The sequence below is a fragment of the Pseudomonas tolaasii NCPPB 2192 genome, assembly GCF_002813445.1.
GTDB lineage: Bacteria > Pseudomonadota > Gammaproteobacteria > Pseudomonadales > Pseudomonadaceae > Aquipseudomonas > Aquipseudomonas tolaasii.
This window is the reverse complement of record NZ_PHHD01000001.1, coordinates 1,516,157-1,529,226: the sequence shown is the minus strand read 5'-3', so window position 1 is coordinate 1,529,226 and position 13,070 is coordinate 1,516,157. Positions and strand designations below refer to the sequence as shown.

General features: G+C 61.1%; 15 protein-coding genes. 8 read left to right on the top strand and 7 right to left on the bottom strand.

The features are described 5' to 3' along the window. The first annotated feature begins 33 nt into the window (after positions 1 to 33). Genes ATI14_RS07170 through ATI14_RS07155 form a run of 4 tightly spaced genes read left to right on the top strand, consistent with a single transcriptional unit; the run spans position 34 to position 2,839 of the window. Positions 34 to 516: a Fur family transcriptional regulator gene (locus tag ATI14_RS07170; protein WP_016969538.1), complete on the top strand. Its 483-nt coding sequence runs from the start codon at positions 34 to 36 to the stop codon at positions 514 to 516. Further along, positions 516 to 1,301: a zinc ABC transporter ATP-binding protein ZnuC gene (gene znuC / locus ATI14_RS07165; protein WP_016969537.1), complete on the top strand. Its 786-nt coding sequence runs from the start codon at positions 516 to 518 to the stop codon at positions 1,299 to 1,301. Before ATI14_RS07170 ends, znuC begins: the two co-directional genes overlap by 1 nt. After that, complete coding sequence (gene znuB, locus ATI14_RS07160; RefSeq protein ID WP_016969536.1) at positions 1,294 to 2,082, top strand: zinc ABC transporter permease subunit ZnuB; 789 nt, start codon at positions 1,294 to 1,296, stop codon at positions 2,080 to 2,082. Before znuC ends, znuB begins: the two co-directional genes overlap by 8 nt. 37 nt (positions 2,083 to 2,119) lie before the next feature. Next, positions 2,120 to 2,839 (top strand): PA5502 family lipoprotein, encoded by a 720-nt coding sequence (locus ATI14_RS07155; RefSeq protein WP_016969535.1) that lies wholly within the window; start codon positions 2,120 to 2,122, stop codon positions 2,837 to 2,839. A 108-nt stretch (positions 2,840 to 2,947) separates the two neighbouring features. Here ATI14_RS07155 and katE read toward each other — a convergent pair whose 3' ends face one another. Beyond that, a complete protein-coding gene (gene katE, locus ATI14_RS07150; RefSeq protein WP_016969534.1) occupies positions 2,948 to 5,077 on the bottom strand; it encodes a catalase HPII in 2,130 nt (709 codons plus the stop codon). Between the two features lie 228 nt (positions 5,078 to 5,305). On the opposite strand from katE, the gene ATI14_RS07145 reads away from it, so the two are divergent. From ATI14_RS07145 to ATI14_RS07135, 3 genes are read left to right on the top strand one after another with little or no spacing between them, the layout of a single operon-like run. Then, complete coding sequence (locus ATI14_RS07145) at positions 5,306 to 6,313, top strand: methionine ABC transporter ATP-binding protein (protein ID WP_016969533.1); 1,008 nt, start codon at positions 5,306 to 5,308, stop codon at positions 6,311 to 6,313. Further along, entirely contained in the window at positions 6,313 to 6,987 is a 675-nt protein-coding gene (locus ATI14_RS07140) for a methionine ABC transporter permease (protein ID WP_016969532.1), read from the top strand. Before ATI14_RS07145 ends, ATI14_RS07140 begins: the two co-directional genes overlap by 1 nt. A gap of 50 nt (positions 6,988 to 7,037) precedes the next feature. Then, a complete protein-coding gene (locus tag ATI14_RS07135) occupies positions 7,038 to 7,811 on the top strand; it encodes a MetQ/NlpA family ABC transporter substrate-binding protein (protein ID WP_016969531.1) in 774 nt (257 codons plus the stop codon). Positions 7,812 to 7,993: 182 nt separating this feature from the next. On the opposite strand, the gene ATI14_RS07130 is transcribed toward ATI14_RS07135, so the two are convergent. From ATI14_RS07130 to ATI14_RS07110, 5 genes are read right to left on the bottom strand one after another with little or no spacing between them, the layout of a single operon-like run. Then, a complete protein-coding gene (locus tag ATI14_RS07130; RefSeq protein WP_016969530.1) occupies positions 7,994 to 8,629 on the bottom strand; it encodes an SCO family protein in 636 nt (211 codons plus the stop codon). Beyond that, a complete protein-coding gene (gene cyoE, locus ATI14_RS07125; protein ID WP_016969529.1) occupies positions 8,626 to 9,525 on the bottom strand; it encodes a heme o synthase in 900 nt (299 codons plus the stop codon). The genes ATI14_RS07130 and cyoE overlap by 4 nt, the downstream gene beginning before the upstream one ends. Next, a complete protein-coding gene (locus tag ATI14_RS07120; protein WP_016969528.1) occupies positions 9,513 to 10,592 on the bottom strand; it encodes a COX15/CtaA family protein in 1,080 nt (359 codons plus the stop codon). The genes cyoE and ATI14_RS07120 overlap by 13 nt, the downstream gene beginning before the upstream one ends. Positions 10,593 to 10,602: 10 nt before the next feature. Beyond that, positions 10,603 to 11,187 (bottom strand): hypothetical protein, encoded by a 585-nt coding sequence (locus ATI14_RS07115; protein ID WP_016969527.1) that lies wholly within the window; start codon positions 11,185 to 11,187, stop codon positions 10,603 to 10,605. Continuing rightward, a complete protein-coding gene (locus ATI14_RS07110) occupies positions 11,153 to 11,917 on the bottom strand; it encodes an SURF1 family protein (protein ID WP_016969526.1) in 765 nt (254 codons plus the stop codon). The genes ATI14_RS07115 and ATI14_RS07110 overlap by 35 nt, the downstream gene beginning before the upstream one ends. A gap of 28 nt (positions 11,918 to 11,945) precedes the next feature. Here ATI14_RS07110 and ATI14_RS07105 point away from each other — a divergent pair, with 28 nt between their 5' ends. Next, positions 11,946 to 12,149 carry a twin transmembrane helix small protein gene (locus tag ATI14_RS07105; RefSeq protein ID WP_016969525.1) on the top strand — a complete coding sequence of 68 codons (204 nt, stop codon included), beginning with the start codon at positions 11,946 to 11,948 and terminating at the stop codon, positions 12,147 to 12,149. A 6-nt stretch (positions 12,150 to 12,155) separates the two neighbouring features. Here the strand turns inward: ATI14_RS07105 and ATI14_RS07100 are convergent, their stop codons facing one another. Beyond that, positions 12,156 to 13,043: a cytochrome c oxidase subunit 3 gene (locus tag ATI14_RS07100; protein WP_016969524.1), complete on the bottom strand. Its 888-nt coding sequence runs from the start codon at positions 13,041 to 13,043 to the stop codon at positions 12,156 to 12,158. Positions 13,044 to 13,070 lie beyond the last annotated feature (27 nt).

The following is a 13,070-nucleotide window of genomic DNA, read 5'->3' as shown; positions in this document are numbered from 1 at the left end:
AATAACGTCTCTATCAAATGTCTGTCGCCGCTCATGCCTAAAACACCGCTTGCCAGCCGTCCCCACGACCACTCTCACTGCGTGCACTCCGCGCTGTCGGAAGCCGAAGCGCTATGCCTGCGCCAGGGCTTGCGGCTGACCGCCTTGCGTCGGCGCGTGCTGGAACTGGTGTGGCAGAGCCACAAGCCGCTGGGTGCCTACGACATTCTCGGCGTGCTCAGCGAGCAGGACGGCCGCCGCGCCGCGCCACCTACCGTGTACCGCGCGCTGGATTTCCTGCTGGAAAACGGCCTGGTGCACCGTATCGCCTCGTTGAACGCCTTCGTCGGTTGCAGCCACCCGGAACACGCGCACCAGGGCCAGTTCCTGATCTGCCGCGAATGCCACGCTGCCATCGAGCTTGAACAAAAAAGCATCAGTGACGCCATTATCAAAAGCTCGACGGACGTCGGCTTCAAGGTCGAAGGGCAAACGGTCGAAGTCGTCGGCCTGTGCTCGGGCTGCCAGGGGGCTTGATGAGCAACGCGCTAATCCGCCTGGAGCAGGTCGGGGTCACGTTCGCCGGTCAAAATGTGCTGGATAACATCGCGCTGAGTGTGGAACCGGGGCAGATTGTTACGCTTATCGGCCCCAACGGCGCCGGCAAAACGACCCTGGTGCGTGCCGTGCTCGGCCTGCTCAAGCCTGACAGCGGCACCGTGTGGCGCAAGCCCAAGCTGCGCGTCGGTTACATGCCGCAGAAGCTGCATGTCGACCCGACGCTGCCTCTATCTGTACTGCGCTTTCTGCGCCTGGTGCCCGGCGTAGACCGCGCCCGTGCCATGGCTGCGCTCAAGGAAGTCGGCGCCGAACAGGTGATCGACAGCCCGGTGCAAAGCATCTCCGGTGGTGAAATGCAGCGCGTCCTGCTGGCCCGTGCCCTGCTGCGCGAACCGGAACTGCTGGTATTGGATGAGCCCGTGCAAGGCGTCGATGTCGCCGGCCAGGCCGAGCTGTACAGCCTGATCACCCGCCTGCGCGACCGCCATGGCTGCGGCGTGCTGATGGTGTCCCACGATTTACATTTGGTGATGAGCACCACCGACCAGGTTGTGTGCCTCAACCGCCATGTGTGCTGCTCCGGCCACCCGGAACAGGTCAGCGGCGACCCGGCGTTCGTCGAGCTGTTCGGCAAGAACGCGCAAAGCCTGGCGATTTACCACCACCATCACGACCACGCCCACGATTTGCACGGTGCCGTGGTCGACGACCCCGCCACACCTCACGCTCACGTTCATGGAGATAGCTGCAAGCATGGCTGATTTTCTGCTCTACGCCCTGCTGGCAGGCTTGGCTTTGGCGTTGGTAGCGGGCCCATTGGGCTCGTTTGTGGTGTGGCGGCGCATGGCCTATTTCGGCGACACGTTGTCGCACGCCGCGCTGCTGGGCGTGGCCATGGGCTTTTTGCTGGACGTCAGCCCCACCATCGCCGTAACCGTGGGCTGCCTGCTGCTGGCGGTGCTGCTGGTGACCCTGCAACAGCGCCAGCCGCTGGCTTCCGACACGTTGCTGGGGATTCTCGCGCCGAGCACCTTGTCCCTGGGCCTCGTCGTGTTGAGCTTTATGCACGAAGTGCGCATCGACCTGATGGCCTACCTGTTCGGCGACCTGCTGGCGATCAGCACCACGGACCTTGCGTGGATCCTCGGCGGCAGCGCGGCCGTGCTGGTGCTACTGGTGGCGCTGTGGCGGCCCTTGTTGGCCATCACCGTGCACGAAGAGCTGGCCACGGTGGAAGGCCTGCCCGTGCCGACCCTGCGCATGGCCCTGATGCTGTTGATCGCCGTGGTGATTGCTGTCGCGATGAAGATTGTCGGCGTATTGTTGATTACGTCGCTGCTGATCATTCCCGCCGCCGCCGCCCAGCGCCACGCCCGTTCGCCGGAGCAAATGGCGATCGGCGCCAGCCTGTTGGGGATGCTTGCAGTGTGTGGGGGCCTGGCGTTGTCGTGGTTCAAGGACACGCCAGCCGGGCCGTCGATTGTGGTTACGGCGGCTGCCCTGTTTCTGCTGAGTTTTGTTCTGCCCCGTCGAGGGGTGTAGACTTGCTCGCTTTTTGCGCAAATAGAGAGTCGCAGGAATGAAGCTGTTCACCTCCCGTTATCTGCTCCTTGCCGCATTTTCCCTGCTGCTGGGCGCCTGTCAAAGCACACAGCCCGCCGCCCCCGAGGTGCCGGACGCTCGCGCCGCGGCCATCGCGCAGCTGGAGCAAAACCTGGCCAGCAGTGAGTTGGCCACCGCCGAAGACCAGTTGGCGACTCTGCAGGCCCAGACGCCAGACGACCCGGCGCTGGAAACATACCAGCGTCAATTGGCCGAAGCCTACCTGCAGCGCAGCCAGATCGTGCTGCAAAAAGGCGACGTCAACGCAGCAGCCACCGCTCTGAGCCGCGCACGCGCGCTGATGCCCAAGGCCCCTGCGCTGACCGGCGGCGTCAACAGCGCCATCAGCCACGCCCGCAAAGCCGAGCTGGATCAGGCCGAAGCGGCATTAAAAGCGGCCGAAGCCAAACCGGTGGCCAAGGTGATCGACCCGGCTGCCGAAAGCACCACTGTGGCGCTGAACCTCACCAATATTGAAGAACTTCGCCACCAACTGGATGCGATCGCCACCGATGTGGTCAATTACAAGTGTGACGTGACCATTCAGGCACCGCGCACCGAGGATTACCCATGGCTGGCCACGTTGCTGACCAAACGGGTGAAACGAATTGATTCGGCGTATGACCTGAAGATTCACCGGCAGATCTTGAAGAAGATTCCGGCGCAGGTTGTTTTGATTCCGCGCAAGGCGGACTAAAGCCAAAAGCATCGCAGGCAAGCCAGCTCCCACACTCTGAATCGTGAATACATTCAAAATGTGGGAGCTGGCTTGCCTGCGATAGCGATCTAACCAACCACCACTGACTTAAGCCGGAATCGCCTTGGCCTTAGCCTCCCGATCCCAAACCCGATGCTGAGCAATCGCGGCAAAGAACGCCTTGAACGCCTTGGCATCCGCCCCCACGATCAACCCCGCATCCGCCTCAAGCTTCAACAGCTCCAGCAAGGGCTTGGCGTCATTGGCCACCGCAATCGCCTTCAGGTGTTTGTAAGCCTCCAGCACGTAATGCAGCGCTACACCGTCGCCACTCAGGGCTTTCACCGACTCTTTCCCGCCCGGGATAAACACCGCATCAAACGCCACCGACGGCAAGCCTTCCATCGACGCATCCACCGGCAGGCTCTTGCCATCGGCCGTGGTCACCGGCGCCGACGTCGGGCCAAGCAACTTGGCGTGCGCACCTTCAGCCTCCAACGCCTTCTTCAACGCTGCAATCGCCACGCCGTCCACGCCATTTGCCGCGAGGATCGCCACTTTGCGTGTCTTGATGTCGCCGGGAAGCAAATTCGCCTGGCTCAACGCCGGCGAGCGGGCCAACGAAGTCTCACGCTCAGGCACCGTGCCTTTTTTCGGTACGGGCAAGCCGAGGTTCTGCGCGACGCGCTTGGCCAGCTCAAGGTCGATGTTGGCCAGGATCTCATTGACCTGACGCGCACGGATGAATTCACGCTCCACCTTGCCCAGCTCAAAGCTGTACGCCGCGATGATGTGCTCTTGCTCGTGCTTGCTCATACTGCGGAAGAACAAACGCGCCTGGGAGAAGTGGTCGCCGAACGATTCACTGCGTTCACGCACCTTATGCGCGTCGATCCGCTCGTGATAGGACTCAAAACCGCCATCCTGCGCAGCAGGCGGGGTTTCTTTAGGCCAGCCGCCATCTATGGAGTTGGGCTCATACGCCGCGCGCCCTTTATCGATGGTGGTGCGGTGCATGGCGTCGCGCTGGCCGTTATGGAACGGCGCGACCGGCCGGTTGATCGGCAGCTCATGAAAGTTCGGCCCGCCCAGCCGGCTGATCTGCGTATCGGTGTAGGAAAACAGCCGACCTTGCAACAGCGGATCGTTGGAGAAGTCGATGCCGGGCACAATGTGGCCGGGGCAGAACGCAACTTGCTCCACTTCAGCAAAGAAATTGTCCGGGTTGCGGTTGAGCACCATCTTGCCCAGTGGTGTGATCGGCACCAGCTCTTCAGGGATCAGCTTGGTCGGGTCGAGGATATCGAAGTCGAATGCGTGTTCCTTATCCTCAGGAATCACTTGTACGCCCAGCTCCCACTCCGGGTAGTCGCCCATCTCGATGGCTTCCCACAGATCGCGACGATGGAAGTCGGTATCTTTACCCGCAAGCTTTTGTGCTTCGTCCCACACCAATGAGCAAGTGCCGGCGGTAGGACGCCAGTGGAATTTGACGAAGTTGGATTTACCTTCGGCGTTTATCAGGCGGAAAGTGTGCACACCAAAGCCCTGCATGCTGCGCAGGCTCTTGGGAATGGCGCGGTCCGACATCGCCCAGATGACCATGTGCGCAGACTCAGGCTGCAGCGAGACGAAATCCCAAAACGTGTCGTGGGCCGAGCCGCCCGTAGGAATTTCGTTGTGCGGCTCAGGTTTTACCGCGTGCACGAAGTCAGGAAACTTGATCGCGTCCTGAATGAAAAACACCGGCATGTTGTTGCCGACCAGGTCGAAATTGCCTTCTTCGGTGAAGAACTTCACGGCAAAGCCGCGCACGTCACGCACCGTATCGCCCGAACCACGCGGGCCTTGCACGGTGGAAAAACGCGTAAACACCGGGGTTTTATGCCCCGGGTCGCGCAGGAAACCGGCCTTGGTCAGCGCAGAATGGTTTTCATACGTCTGGAAATAGCCATGGGCTCCGGTCCCACGGGCATGCACGATGCGCTCGGGAATGCGCTCATGGTCAAAGTGCGTGATCTTTTCACGCATGATGAAGTCTTCCAGCAGCGAAGGCCCGCGGGCGCCGACTTTCAAGCTGTTCTGGTTGTCGGAAATCTTTACGCCCTGGTTAGTGCGCAGGGCCTGGCCGGTAGCGTCGGAGCGAAATTCTTCCAGGGCCTGCAACTTGGCATTGGTGTTCTTGCGGTCCAGGGTGTCGGTTCCGGCGAGTTCGCTCTTTGGCTTTTTCGTACTCATCAGTCAAAACTCCTTATCAGACCCAGGCACGGCACCCGGGAAATTGAGTGGCTTAAGTAGTGACTGATGAGGTTTTGGGCCGTTCCTTTTTTATGACCTTTGATCGCGTTATTGCCAAATCGCTGGATGAATGCGAAATAAATGCTAAGAAACGCTATACGGACAGGCTAAAATGCGCGCCCGGCTAACCGCTGATCCCTTTTCCATGCGCCCCACAAGGTTCGCTACGTGATCGAGTTTCAAAACGTCCATAAAACCTACCGCGTTGCCGGTAGGGATATCCCCGCCCTGCACCCCACCAGCCTGCGCGTCGAAAACGGCCAGGTGTTTGGCCTGATCGGCCATTCGGGTGCGGGTAAAAGCACCCTGCTGCGCCTGATCAACCGCCTCGAAGAACCGAGCGGCGGCCAGATTACGGTTGATGGTGAAGAAGTCACCGCGCTGGACGCCAACGGCCTGCGCCGGTTCCGCCAGCAGGTGGGCATGATTTTCCAGCACTTCAACCTGCTGGCGTCCAAAACCGTCGCCGACAACGTGGCGCTGCCACTGACCCTGGCCGGCGAACTGTCGCGCAAGGAAATCGAGCTGCGCGTGGCTGAACTGCTCGCCCGTGTCGGCCTGTCGGACCACGCCAAAAAGTACCCGGCGCAGTTGTCCGGCGGCCAGAAGCAGCGCGTCGGCATCGCCCGCGCCCTGGCGACCAAGCCAAAAATCCTGCTGTGTGACGAAGCCACCAGCGCCCTCGACCCGCAGACCACCGCCTCAGTGCTGAAATTGCTGGCCGAGATCAACCGTGAGCTGAAGCTGACCATCGTGCTGATCACCCATGAAATGGACGTGATCCGCCGCGTCTGCGACCAGGTGGCCGTGATGGACGCCGGCGTCATCGTCGAGCAAGGCTCGGTGGCCGACGTGTTCCTGCACCCGCAGCACCCGACCACCAAACGCTTCGTGCAAGAAGCCGAGCAGGTCGATGAAGGCGAGCAACGCGATGTGTTCGCCCATGTGCCGGGCCGCATCGTGCGTCTGACGTTCCAGGGCGAAGCGACCTACGCGCCCTTGCTCGGTACCGTCGCCCGTGAAACGGGTGTGGACTACAGCATCCTCGCCGGTCGCATCGACCACATCAAAGACACGCCCTACGGCCAACTGACCCTCGCCGTGACCGGTGGGGACATGGAAGCCGCCTTCGCCCGCTTCACTGCGGCAGACGTCCACATGGAGGTTCTGCGCTAATGGATATTTTGTTGAGTTTCTTCGCCAATATCGACTGGTCGGAAATCTGGCTCGCCACCGGCGACACCATGACCATGCTGTTCGGTTCGCTGCTGTTCACTGTGGTACTTGGTCTGCCGCTGGGCGTACTGTTGTTCCTCACCAGCCCGCGCCAGCTGTTCGAACAAAAGGGCCTGTACGCGTTTTTGTCGCTGATCGTGAACATCCTGCGCTCGCTGCCGTTCATCATTCTGTTGATCGTGATGATCCCGTTCACCGTCCTGCTCACCGGCACTTCGCTGGGCGTGGCCGGTGCGATTCCGCCGTTGGTCGTGGGCGCCACGCCATTCTTTGCGCGGTTGGTGGAAACCGCCTTGCGTGAAGTGGACCGCGGCATCATCGAAGCCACCCAGTCCATGGGTGCCACCACGCGCCAGATCATCACCAACGCCTTGCTGCCCGAAGCGCGCCCCGGCATTTTTGCAGCGATTACGGTGACGGCGATTACACTGGTTTCCTACACAGCGATGGCCGGTGTCGTCGGTGCCGGTGGCCTGGGTGACCTGGCGATCCGCTTTGGTTACCAGCGCTTCCAAACCGACGTGATGGTGGTCACCGTCGTGATGCTGTTGATCCTGGTGCAAATTCTGCAGACCGTCGGCGACAAGCTGGTGGTGCACTTTTCTCGAAAATAACGGCCATGGCCGGCCCCCGCCGGCCCATGCCCGAACAAGGAGCTTGCTGGATGAAAAAACTACTGGTTGCTTTCGCTGCCGTTGCCGCTTTTTCGGCCCACGCCGCCGAGACCATCACGGTCGCCGCGTCGCCTGTGCCGCACGCGGAAATCCTCGAATTCGTGAAACCTGCGCTGGCCAAAGAAGGCGTGGATTTGCAGGTCAAGGTCTTCACCGACTACGTGCAGCCGAACGTACAGGTGGCTGAAAAGCGCCTGGACGCCAACTTCTTCCAGCACCAGCCGTACCTCGATGAGTTCAACAAGGCCAAGGGCACGCACCTGGTGAGCGTTGGCGCTGTGCACCTGGAGCCTCTGGGCGCCTACTCCAGCAAATACAAGAAACTGGACGAGCTGCCGAGCGGTGCCAACGTCGTGATCCCGAACGACGCCACCAACGGCGGCCGTGCGCTGTTGCTGCTGGCCAAGAACGGTCTGATCACCCTGAAGGACCCGACGAACATCCTGTCGACCATCAAGGACATCACCGGCAATCCGAAAAACCTGAAATTCCGCGAACTGGAAGCCGCCACCCTGCCACGCGTGCTGACCCAGGTCGACCTGGCGCTGATCAACACCAACTACGCGCTGGAAGCCAAACTGGACCCGTCCAAGGACGCCCTGGTGATCGAAGGCAGCGACTCGCCTTACGTGAACATCCTGGTGACCCGCGAAGACAACAAGGATTCGGACGCCGTGAAGAAGCTGGTAGCCGCCCTGCACACGCCTGAAGTGAAGCAATTCATCGAAGAGAAGTACAAAGGCGCGATCAAGCCGGCGTTCTAACGCGATTCGATCTCCCACACACCGGAGATCATGATCGTTCCCACGCTCCGCGTGGGAATGCATCCTGTGACGCTCCGCGTTACGACCCTCAAGAGCGGACGCAGAGCGTCCACGGCGGCATTCCCACGCAGAGCGTGGGAACGATCGTCGAGCCCGCTCCCACATTTGTTTTGTGTTGGTCGTTATTTACGCTGTAGCAGCATCGGCAGTTGCACCACCAGCTTCTGGTTATTCAACGGCGCACGAATAAACCCGCGCTGCGTGCCGTCCGGCCCGATCACCGCCAGGTTGCCGCTGTGGTCCACGGTGTAGTTCGGCTTGCTGGTGTCGGCCGGAATGAACGGGATGCTCACGGCATTCGAGACCTTCTGTACATCGTCCACATTCGCGCCGGTCAAGCCTTCAAATTGCGGGTCGAAGTAGCCCAGGTATTGCTTGAGCTGTGCCGGGGTGTCGCGGTTCGGGTCGACGCTGACCAGAATCACCTGCAGGTTATCCACAGCCTCTTTGGGCAGCTCGCTCTTGATCTGGCGAAGTTGGGCGAGGGTGGTCGGGCAAATGTCCGGGCAGAAGGTGTAGCCAAAGAACAGCAGGCTCCACTTGCCTTTCAGCTCGTTGACCACCACCGGCTGGCCGTCTTGATTGGTCATGGTCACGGGCGGCAACTGACGGCTTTGCGGCAGCAGGATGATGCCGGCATCGATCAGCGCGGTGGGGTCGCCCTGGCCTCTGCCCGAGAGTACTTTGTTGACGGTCAGGCCCATGATCAACGCGACGATGGCCACCAGGATAAAGACGGTTTTTTGAGTTCGGGTCATAGGTTCAACAGTAAGTAGTGGTCTACGAGCAGGGCGATAAACAGCAGCAACAAGTACCAGATAGAGTACTTGAACGTGTTGATCGCCGCGTGCGGCTGGGTGCCACGGTACAGCACACAGGCCCATTGCAGAAAGCGCGCGCCCAATACGAGCGCGCAGGCGAGGTACAACAGGCCGCTCATGTGGATGACGTAGGGCATCAGGCTCACCGCCAGCAGGGCGAAGGTGTAGAGCAGGATATGCACCTTGGTGTAATGCTCGCCGTGGGTGACGGGCAGCATGGGAATGTCGGCCTTGGCGTATTCCTCCTTGCGGTGAATGGCCAGGGCCCAGAAGTGCGGCGGGGTCCAGGCGAAGATGATCAACACCAGCAGCAAGGGCTCGGCGCTGACATGACCCGTCACAGCGACCCAGCCCAACAAGGGCGGCGCGGCACCGGCGAGGCCACCGATGACGATGTTTTGCGGCGTCGCTCGCTTGAGAAAACCGGTGTAGATCACCGCATAGCCGAGCAGAGACGCCAACGTCAGCCAGGCCGCCAACGGGTTGGTAAACGCCAGCAGCAACGCCAAACCGGCAACAGCCAGAAACAATGCAAACGCCAGCGCAGCAACCGGCGATACGCGCCCTTCTGCCATCGGCCGCTTATGGGTTCGCGCCATCACCGCATCGATACGCCGGTCCACCACATGGTTGACCGCCGCCGCGCCACCGGCACACAAGGCGATCCCCAAGTTACCGAAAACAAGTACCGTCCAGGGCACTCCAGCGCGGGTGGCAAGGAACATACCGACCAAAGAGGTGATGAGCATCAACACCACCACCTTCGGCTTGGTCAGCTCCAGATAGTCACGCCAGATCGCCTGACGGTGACGGGTGCCGATCAGGGCCGCCATGGCATCTCTCCTTTAAGGGTGATGAGGCCCGACACCTGTTTGCGCGGGATAAAACGCCAGCCGAAGCGCGACGGGTTGCGCACCCGAACCAGGCTGGTGCGCGCGTGATAATTGACCAGCACCAGGCTGAGCAACAACGCGGCGCCGCCGGCGTTATGCGCCACCGCCACAGGCAGTGGCAGGTGGAAATACACATTGCTCAGCCCCAGGCAGATTTGCGTGGCCAGGGCGATCAGCAGCAAGCCCGCCAGACGGGTCATGCCAACCCCTTTGAGCTGCCACGCCAGCCCCAGCAGCACCAACGTGACAATTACCGCGCCGATGCGATGGGTCAGGTGAATGGCTGTACGCGCATCACTGTCGAGTTGCCCGCCGAGGTAATTCGGGCCGATGTGCTGGGTGAGGTGAAAACCGTTGGCAAAGTCCGCCGCCGGCCACCATTCGCCGTGGCAGGTCGGCAGATCAATGCAGGCCACCGCCGCGTAGTTGGAACTGACCCAACCGCCCAGCGCAATCTGCCCGATCACCAATACCAACCCGGCCGTAGCCCAATATTGCAGGCGTTTGGGCACGATCAGCGCGGGCAGCACGCCGGACAACCGCAGCGTCAGCAAAAACAACAGGCTCAAGGTCGCGAAACCGCCCAATAAATGGCCCGTGACCACTTGCGGCCAGAGCTTCAACGTCACCGTCCACATGCCGAAGGCCGCCTGGGCAAAGACCACCGCCAACACAAACAGTGGCAGTTTCACCGGCTGGCCCGGATCGCGCCGATGGCTCCACGAACGCGCCGCCAGCAGCACGATCAGCAAACCCAAAGTGCCGGCGAAATAGCGATGGGTCATCTCGGCCCAGCCCTTGTCGGCCTCCACGGGCGTGTCGGGAAAATGCAGCTCGGCGTGCGCCAGTTGGGCTTCGGTTTTGGGCACGCTGATAAAGCCGTAGCAGCCCGGCCAGTCCGGGCAGCCGAGCCCGGCGTGGGTCAGGCGCGTATAGGCACCGAGCAGTACGACAATCAGCGCCAGTAAGGTGGCAAACAACGCGAGGCGAAATCCAGGTTTGGCCATGACGGTGCCCTTATCCGATATTGGACAGCTTCAGCAGGTGGCGCAGGTCGTTGAGCAGGTCCTTGCCCTTGACCTTGGCGTCGTAGCGCAGCACCAGGTTGCCGTGGGGATCGACGATCCACAGTTGCGCATTGCCGGGCGCCGCGGCGTTTTTGCTGAACGTCGAGAGGTCCAGCGAACAGCGTTGCAGTTGCGGGTATTCGGCCTTCAGTTTGGTCTCGTATTCAGTGCTGACCGGTTGAGCGCTGGCCAGGGCGTGGGTGGCGCGGGAAGCATCGCGGCCCAGGCTGATCTGCAGTTGGCGCGCCAGATACACCAGTTGCTGGCACTCGGCGACGCAGGCAGCAGGCGCCGTCACCAACAGTTGCCAGCGCCCTTCATCGGCCTGCACGCCAATGTCGGCGCGGGTCTGGCCATTGCCAATCATCTCGCCGTGGTAGCTGCGGCTGTCGGGCACCCAGAACTGCAGCTTGTACATGAAGGTGGCCAGCGCCATGGGGCCGATCACCATCATCAGGATCAGGATCAGTTGCCAGCGGCCTTTGCGGCGGTCCGGCACCTCAGACATGTTGAGTGGATTCGTGGCCGCGCCCATGGTGCGTCTCCTTTTTGTTATGCAGTCCGAGGTAGAGGTAAAGCGCGAGCAGCGCCAGCGACATGGCGAACCACTGCACGGCGTACCCCACGTGTTTTTCCGGCCCCATGGCGACCACCGCCCATGCGGTGTCATACGTGCCGGGGCCGGCTTCGGCACGCAGCTCGTAGGCGAAACCGCTGCGGCCCAGCTCTGCCCACAGTGCGGCGGGGTGCAGGGCGGTGAGCAGGCGCGGCCATTGGGCGCTCGTCGGGTCGGCGTGCAGCTGGAAGGTTTCGCCGGGGGCTACGTAGACCCAGGCGTCGAGGTTCACAGGCTGATCGGGTGTGGTGAAGACCGGTGGCGTGCGCCGGTCAGGCCAGGGCAACCAGCCGCGGTTGAGCAACAGCCACTGGCCGCTGGCCTGATCGTGGAAGGGTTGCAACAGCTCTACGCCGGCTTTGCCGTCACGCATGCGGTTGTCGAGCAATACGCTGTGTTCGCCGTCGAATTGGCCGCGCAGATGAACGCGGCGAAAAGCCGGGTCCGTCATGTCGTTGAGCTGTGCACTGCTGATGGGTTGCGCTACGCGGCGCTCGGCATAGCTGTCCACCAGCCGCTGTTTCTCATGGCCGCGCGACAGTTGCCAGAAGCCCAGACCCACCATCAACGGCAGCAGCAGCATCACCACCAGTGTCGGTGCGATACCTGGGCGAAAGCGTTTCATGGCGCTGGCTATACTTGTTTTCATTGCCCGCCCATCCGAATGGAACCTGACCATGCTCAAAGCAGCCATTGCCCTGATGCTGATCGCGACTGTCGTGAGCCTGTTCAGTGGCTTGTTCTTTCTGGTCAAGGACGAGGGCAACTCCAACCGCCTCGTCACCGCCCTGACCGTGCGTGTGGTGCTGGCCGCAATCACCGTCGGGTTGATCGCCTGGGGCTTTTTCAGCGGCCAACTGGTGTCGCATGCGCCGTGGTAGAGCGCCTCACAACACGTAAACGAAAAAAAACAGACCGATCCACACCACATCCACAAAGTGCCAATACCAACTGGCCGCCTCGAAGCCGAACTGGTGCTCGGCATTGAAATGCCCTTTAAGGATGCGCATCAGCATCACAAACAGAATGATCGTGCCGATGGTCACGTGGGCGCCGTGAAACCCCGTGAGCATGAAGAACGTCGCGCCATACACGCCGGAACCAAGGGTCAGCCCCAGTTCTTTGTAGGCGTGGATGTATTCCTCGGCCTGGAAGCCCAGAAACGCCCAGCCCAGCAGCACGGTAATCGCCAGCCAGATTTTCAGCGCACCGCGATGGCCTTTGCGTAATGCGTGGTGAGCGAAGGTGATGGTCACGCTGGAGCTGACCAGCAAAATCGTGTTGATCAGCGGCAAGCCCCACGGGCTGATGGTGCCTTCCGGCGCGGGATAGAGTTTTGGGTCGGGGTTATTCAGCAACGGCCAGGTAAATTCGAAATTCGGCCACAGCATATGGGCGATGCCTTTATGGCCTTCGCCACCCAGCCACGGGCCGGACATGTGCCGCACATAAAACAGTGCACCGAAGAACGCGATGAAGAACATCACCTCGGAAAAAATGAACCAGGTCATGCCCCAGCGGAACGAGCGGTCCATCTGCGGGCTGTACAAACCCGCGCGACTTTCCTTGATCACCGCGCCGAACCAGCCGAACAGCATGTAGGCCAATAACAGACCGCCGATGAAAAAAATCCACGGCCCGTGGGATTCCGGGCGCGCCGCTTTCAGGTCGTTGAACCACACGGCCAGGCCGTACACCGTGATCAACATGCCAAACGTCGCAATTATTGGCCATTTGCTTTGCGCTGGTACGTAGTACGTATCATGAGACGACATGTATTCGCTCTCCTGATTGAGGGGGCA

Excerpts from the sequence above, each read along its gene's own strand:
- cyoE (WP_016969529.1), bottom strand. The coding sequence starts at position 9,525 with ATGGCGGCCCTGATCGGCACCCGTCACCGTCAGGCGATCTGGCGTGAC.
- ATI14_RS07135 (WP_016969531.1), top strand. The coding sequence starts at position 7,038 with ATGAAAAAACTACTGGTTGCTTTCGCTGCCGTTGCCGCTTTTTCGGCC.
- znuB (WP_016969536.1), top strand. The coding sequence starts at position 1,294 with ATGGCTGATTTTCTGCTCTACGCCCTGCTGGCAGGCTTGGCTTTGGCG.
- ATI14_RS07100 (WP_016969524.1), bottom strand. The coding sequence starts at position 13,043 with ATGTCGTCTCATGATACGTACTACGTACCAGCGCAAAGCAAATGGCCA.
- ATI14_RS07155 (WP_016969535.1), top strand. The coding sequence starts at position 2,120 with ATGAAGCTGTTCACCTCCCGTTATCTGCTCCTTGCCGCATTTTCCCTG.
- ATI14_RS07110 (WP_016969526.1), bottom strand. The coding sequence starts at position 11,917 with ATGAAAACAAGTATAGCCAGCGCCATGAAACGCTTTCGCCCAGGTATC.
- ATI14_RS07105 (WP_016969525.1), top strand. The coding sequence starts at position 11,946 with ATGCTCAAAGCAGCCATTGCCCTGATGCTGATCGCGACTGTCGTGAGC.
- katE (WP_016969534.1), bottom strand. The coding sequence starts at position 5,077 with ATGAGTACGAAAAAGCCAAAGAGCGAACTCGCCGGAACCGACACCCTG.
- ATI14_RS07115 (WP_016969527.1), bottom strand. The coding sequence starts at position 11,187 with ATGGGCGCGGCCACGAATCCACTCAACATGTCTGAGGTGCCGGACCGC.
- ATI14_RS07170 (WP_016969538.1), top strand. The coding sequence starts at position 34 with ATGCCTAAAACACCGCTTGCCAGCCGTCCCCACGACCACTCTCACTGC.
- znuC (WP_016969537.1), top strand. The coding sequence starts at position 516 with ATGAGCAACGCGCTAATCCGCCTGGAGCAGGTCGGGGTCACGTTCGCC.
- ATI14_RS07120 (WP_016969528.1), bottom strand. The coding sequence starts at position 10,592 with ATGGCCAAACCTGGATTTCGCCTCGCGTTGTTTGCCACCTTACTGGCG.
- ATI14_RS07130 (WP_016969530.1), bottom strand. The coding sequence starts at position 8,629 with ATGACCCGAACTCAAAAAACCGTCTTTATCCTGGTGGCCATCGTCGCG.
- ATI14_RS07140 (WP_016969532.1), top strand. The coding sequence starts at position 6,313 with ATGGATATTTTGTTGAGTTTCTTCGCCAATATCGACTGGTCGGAAATC.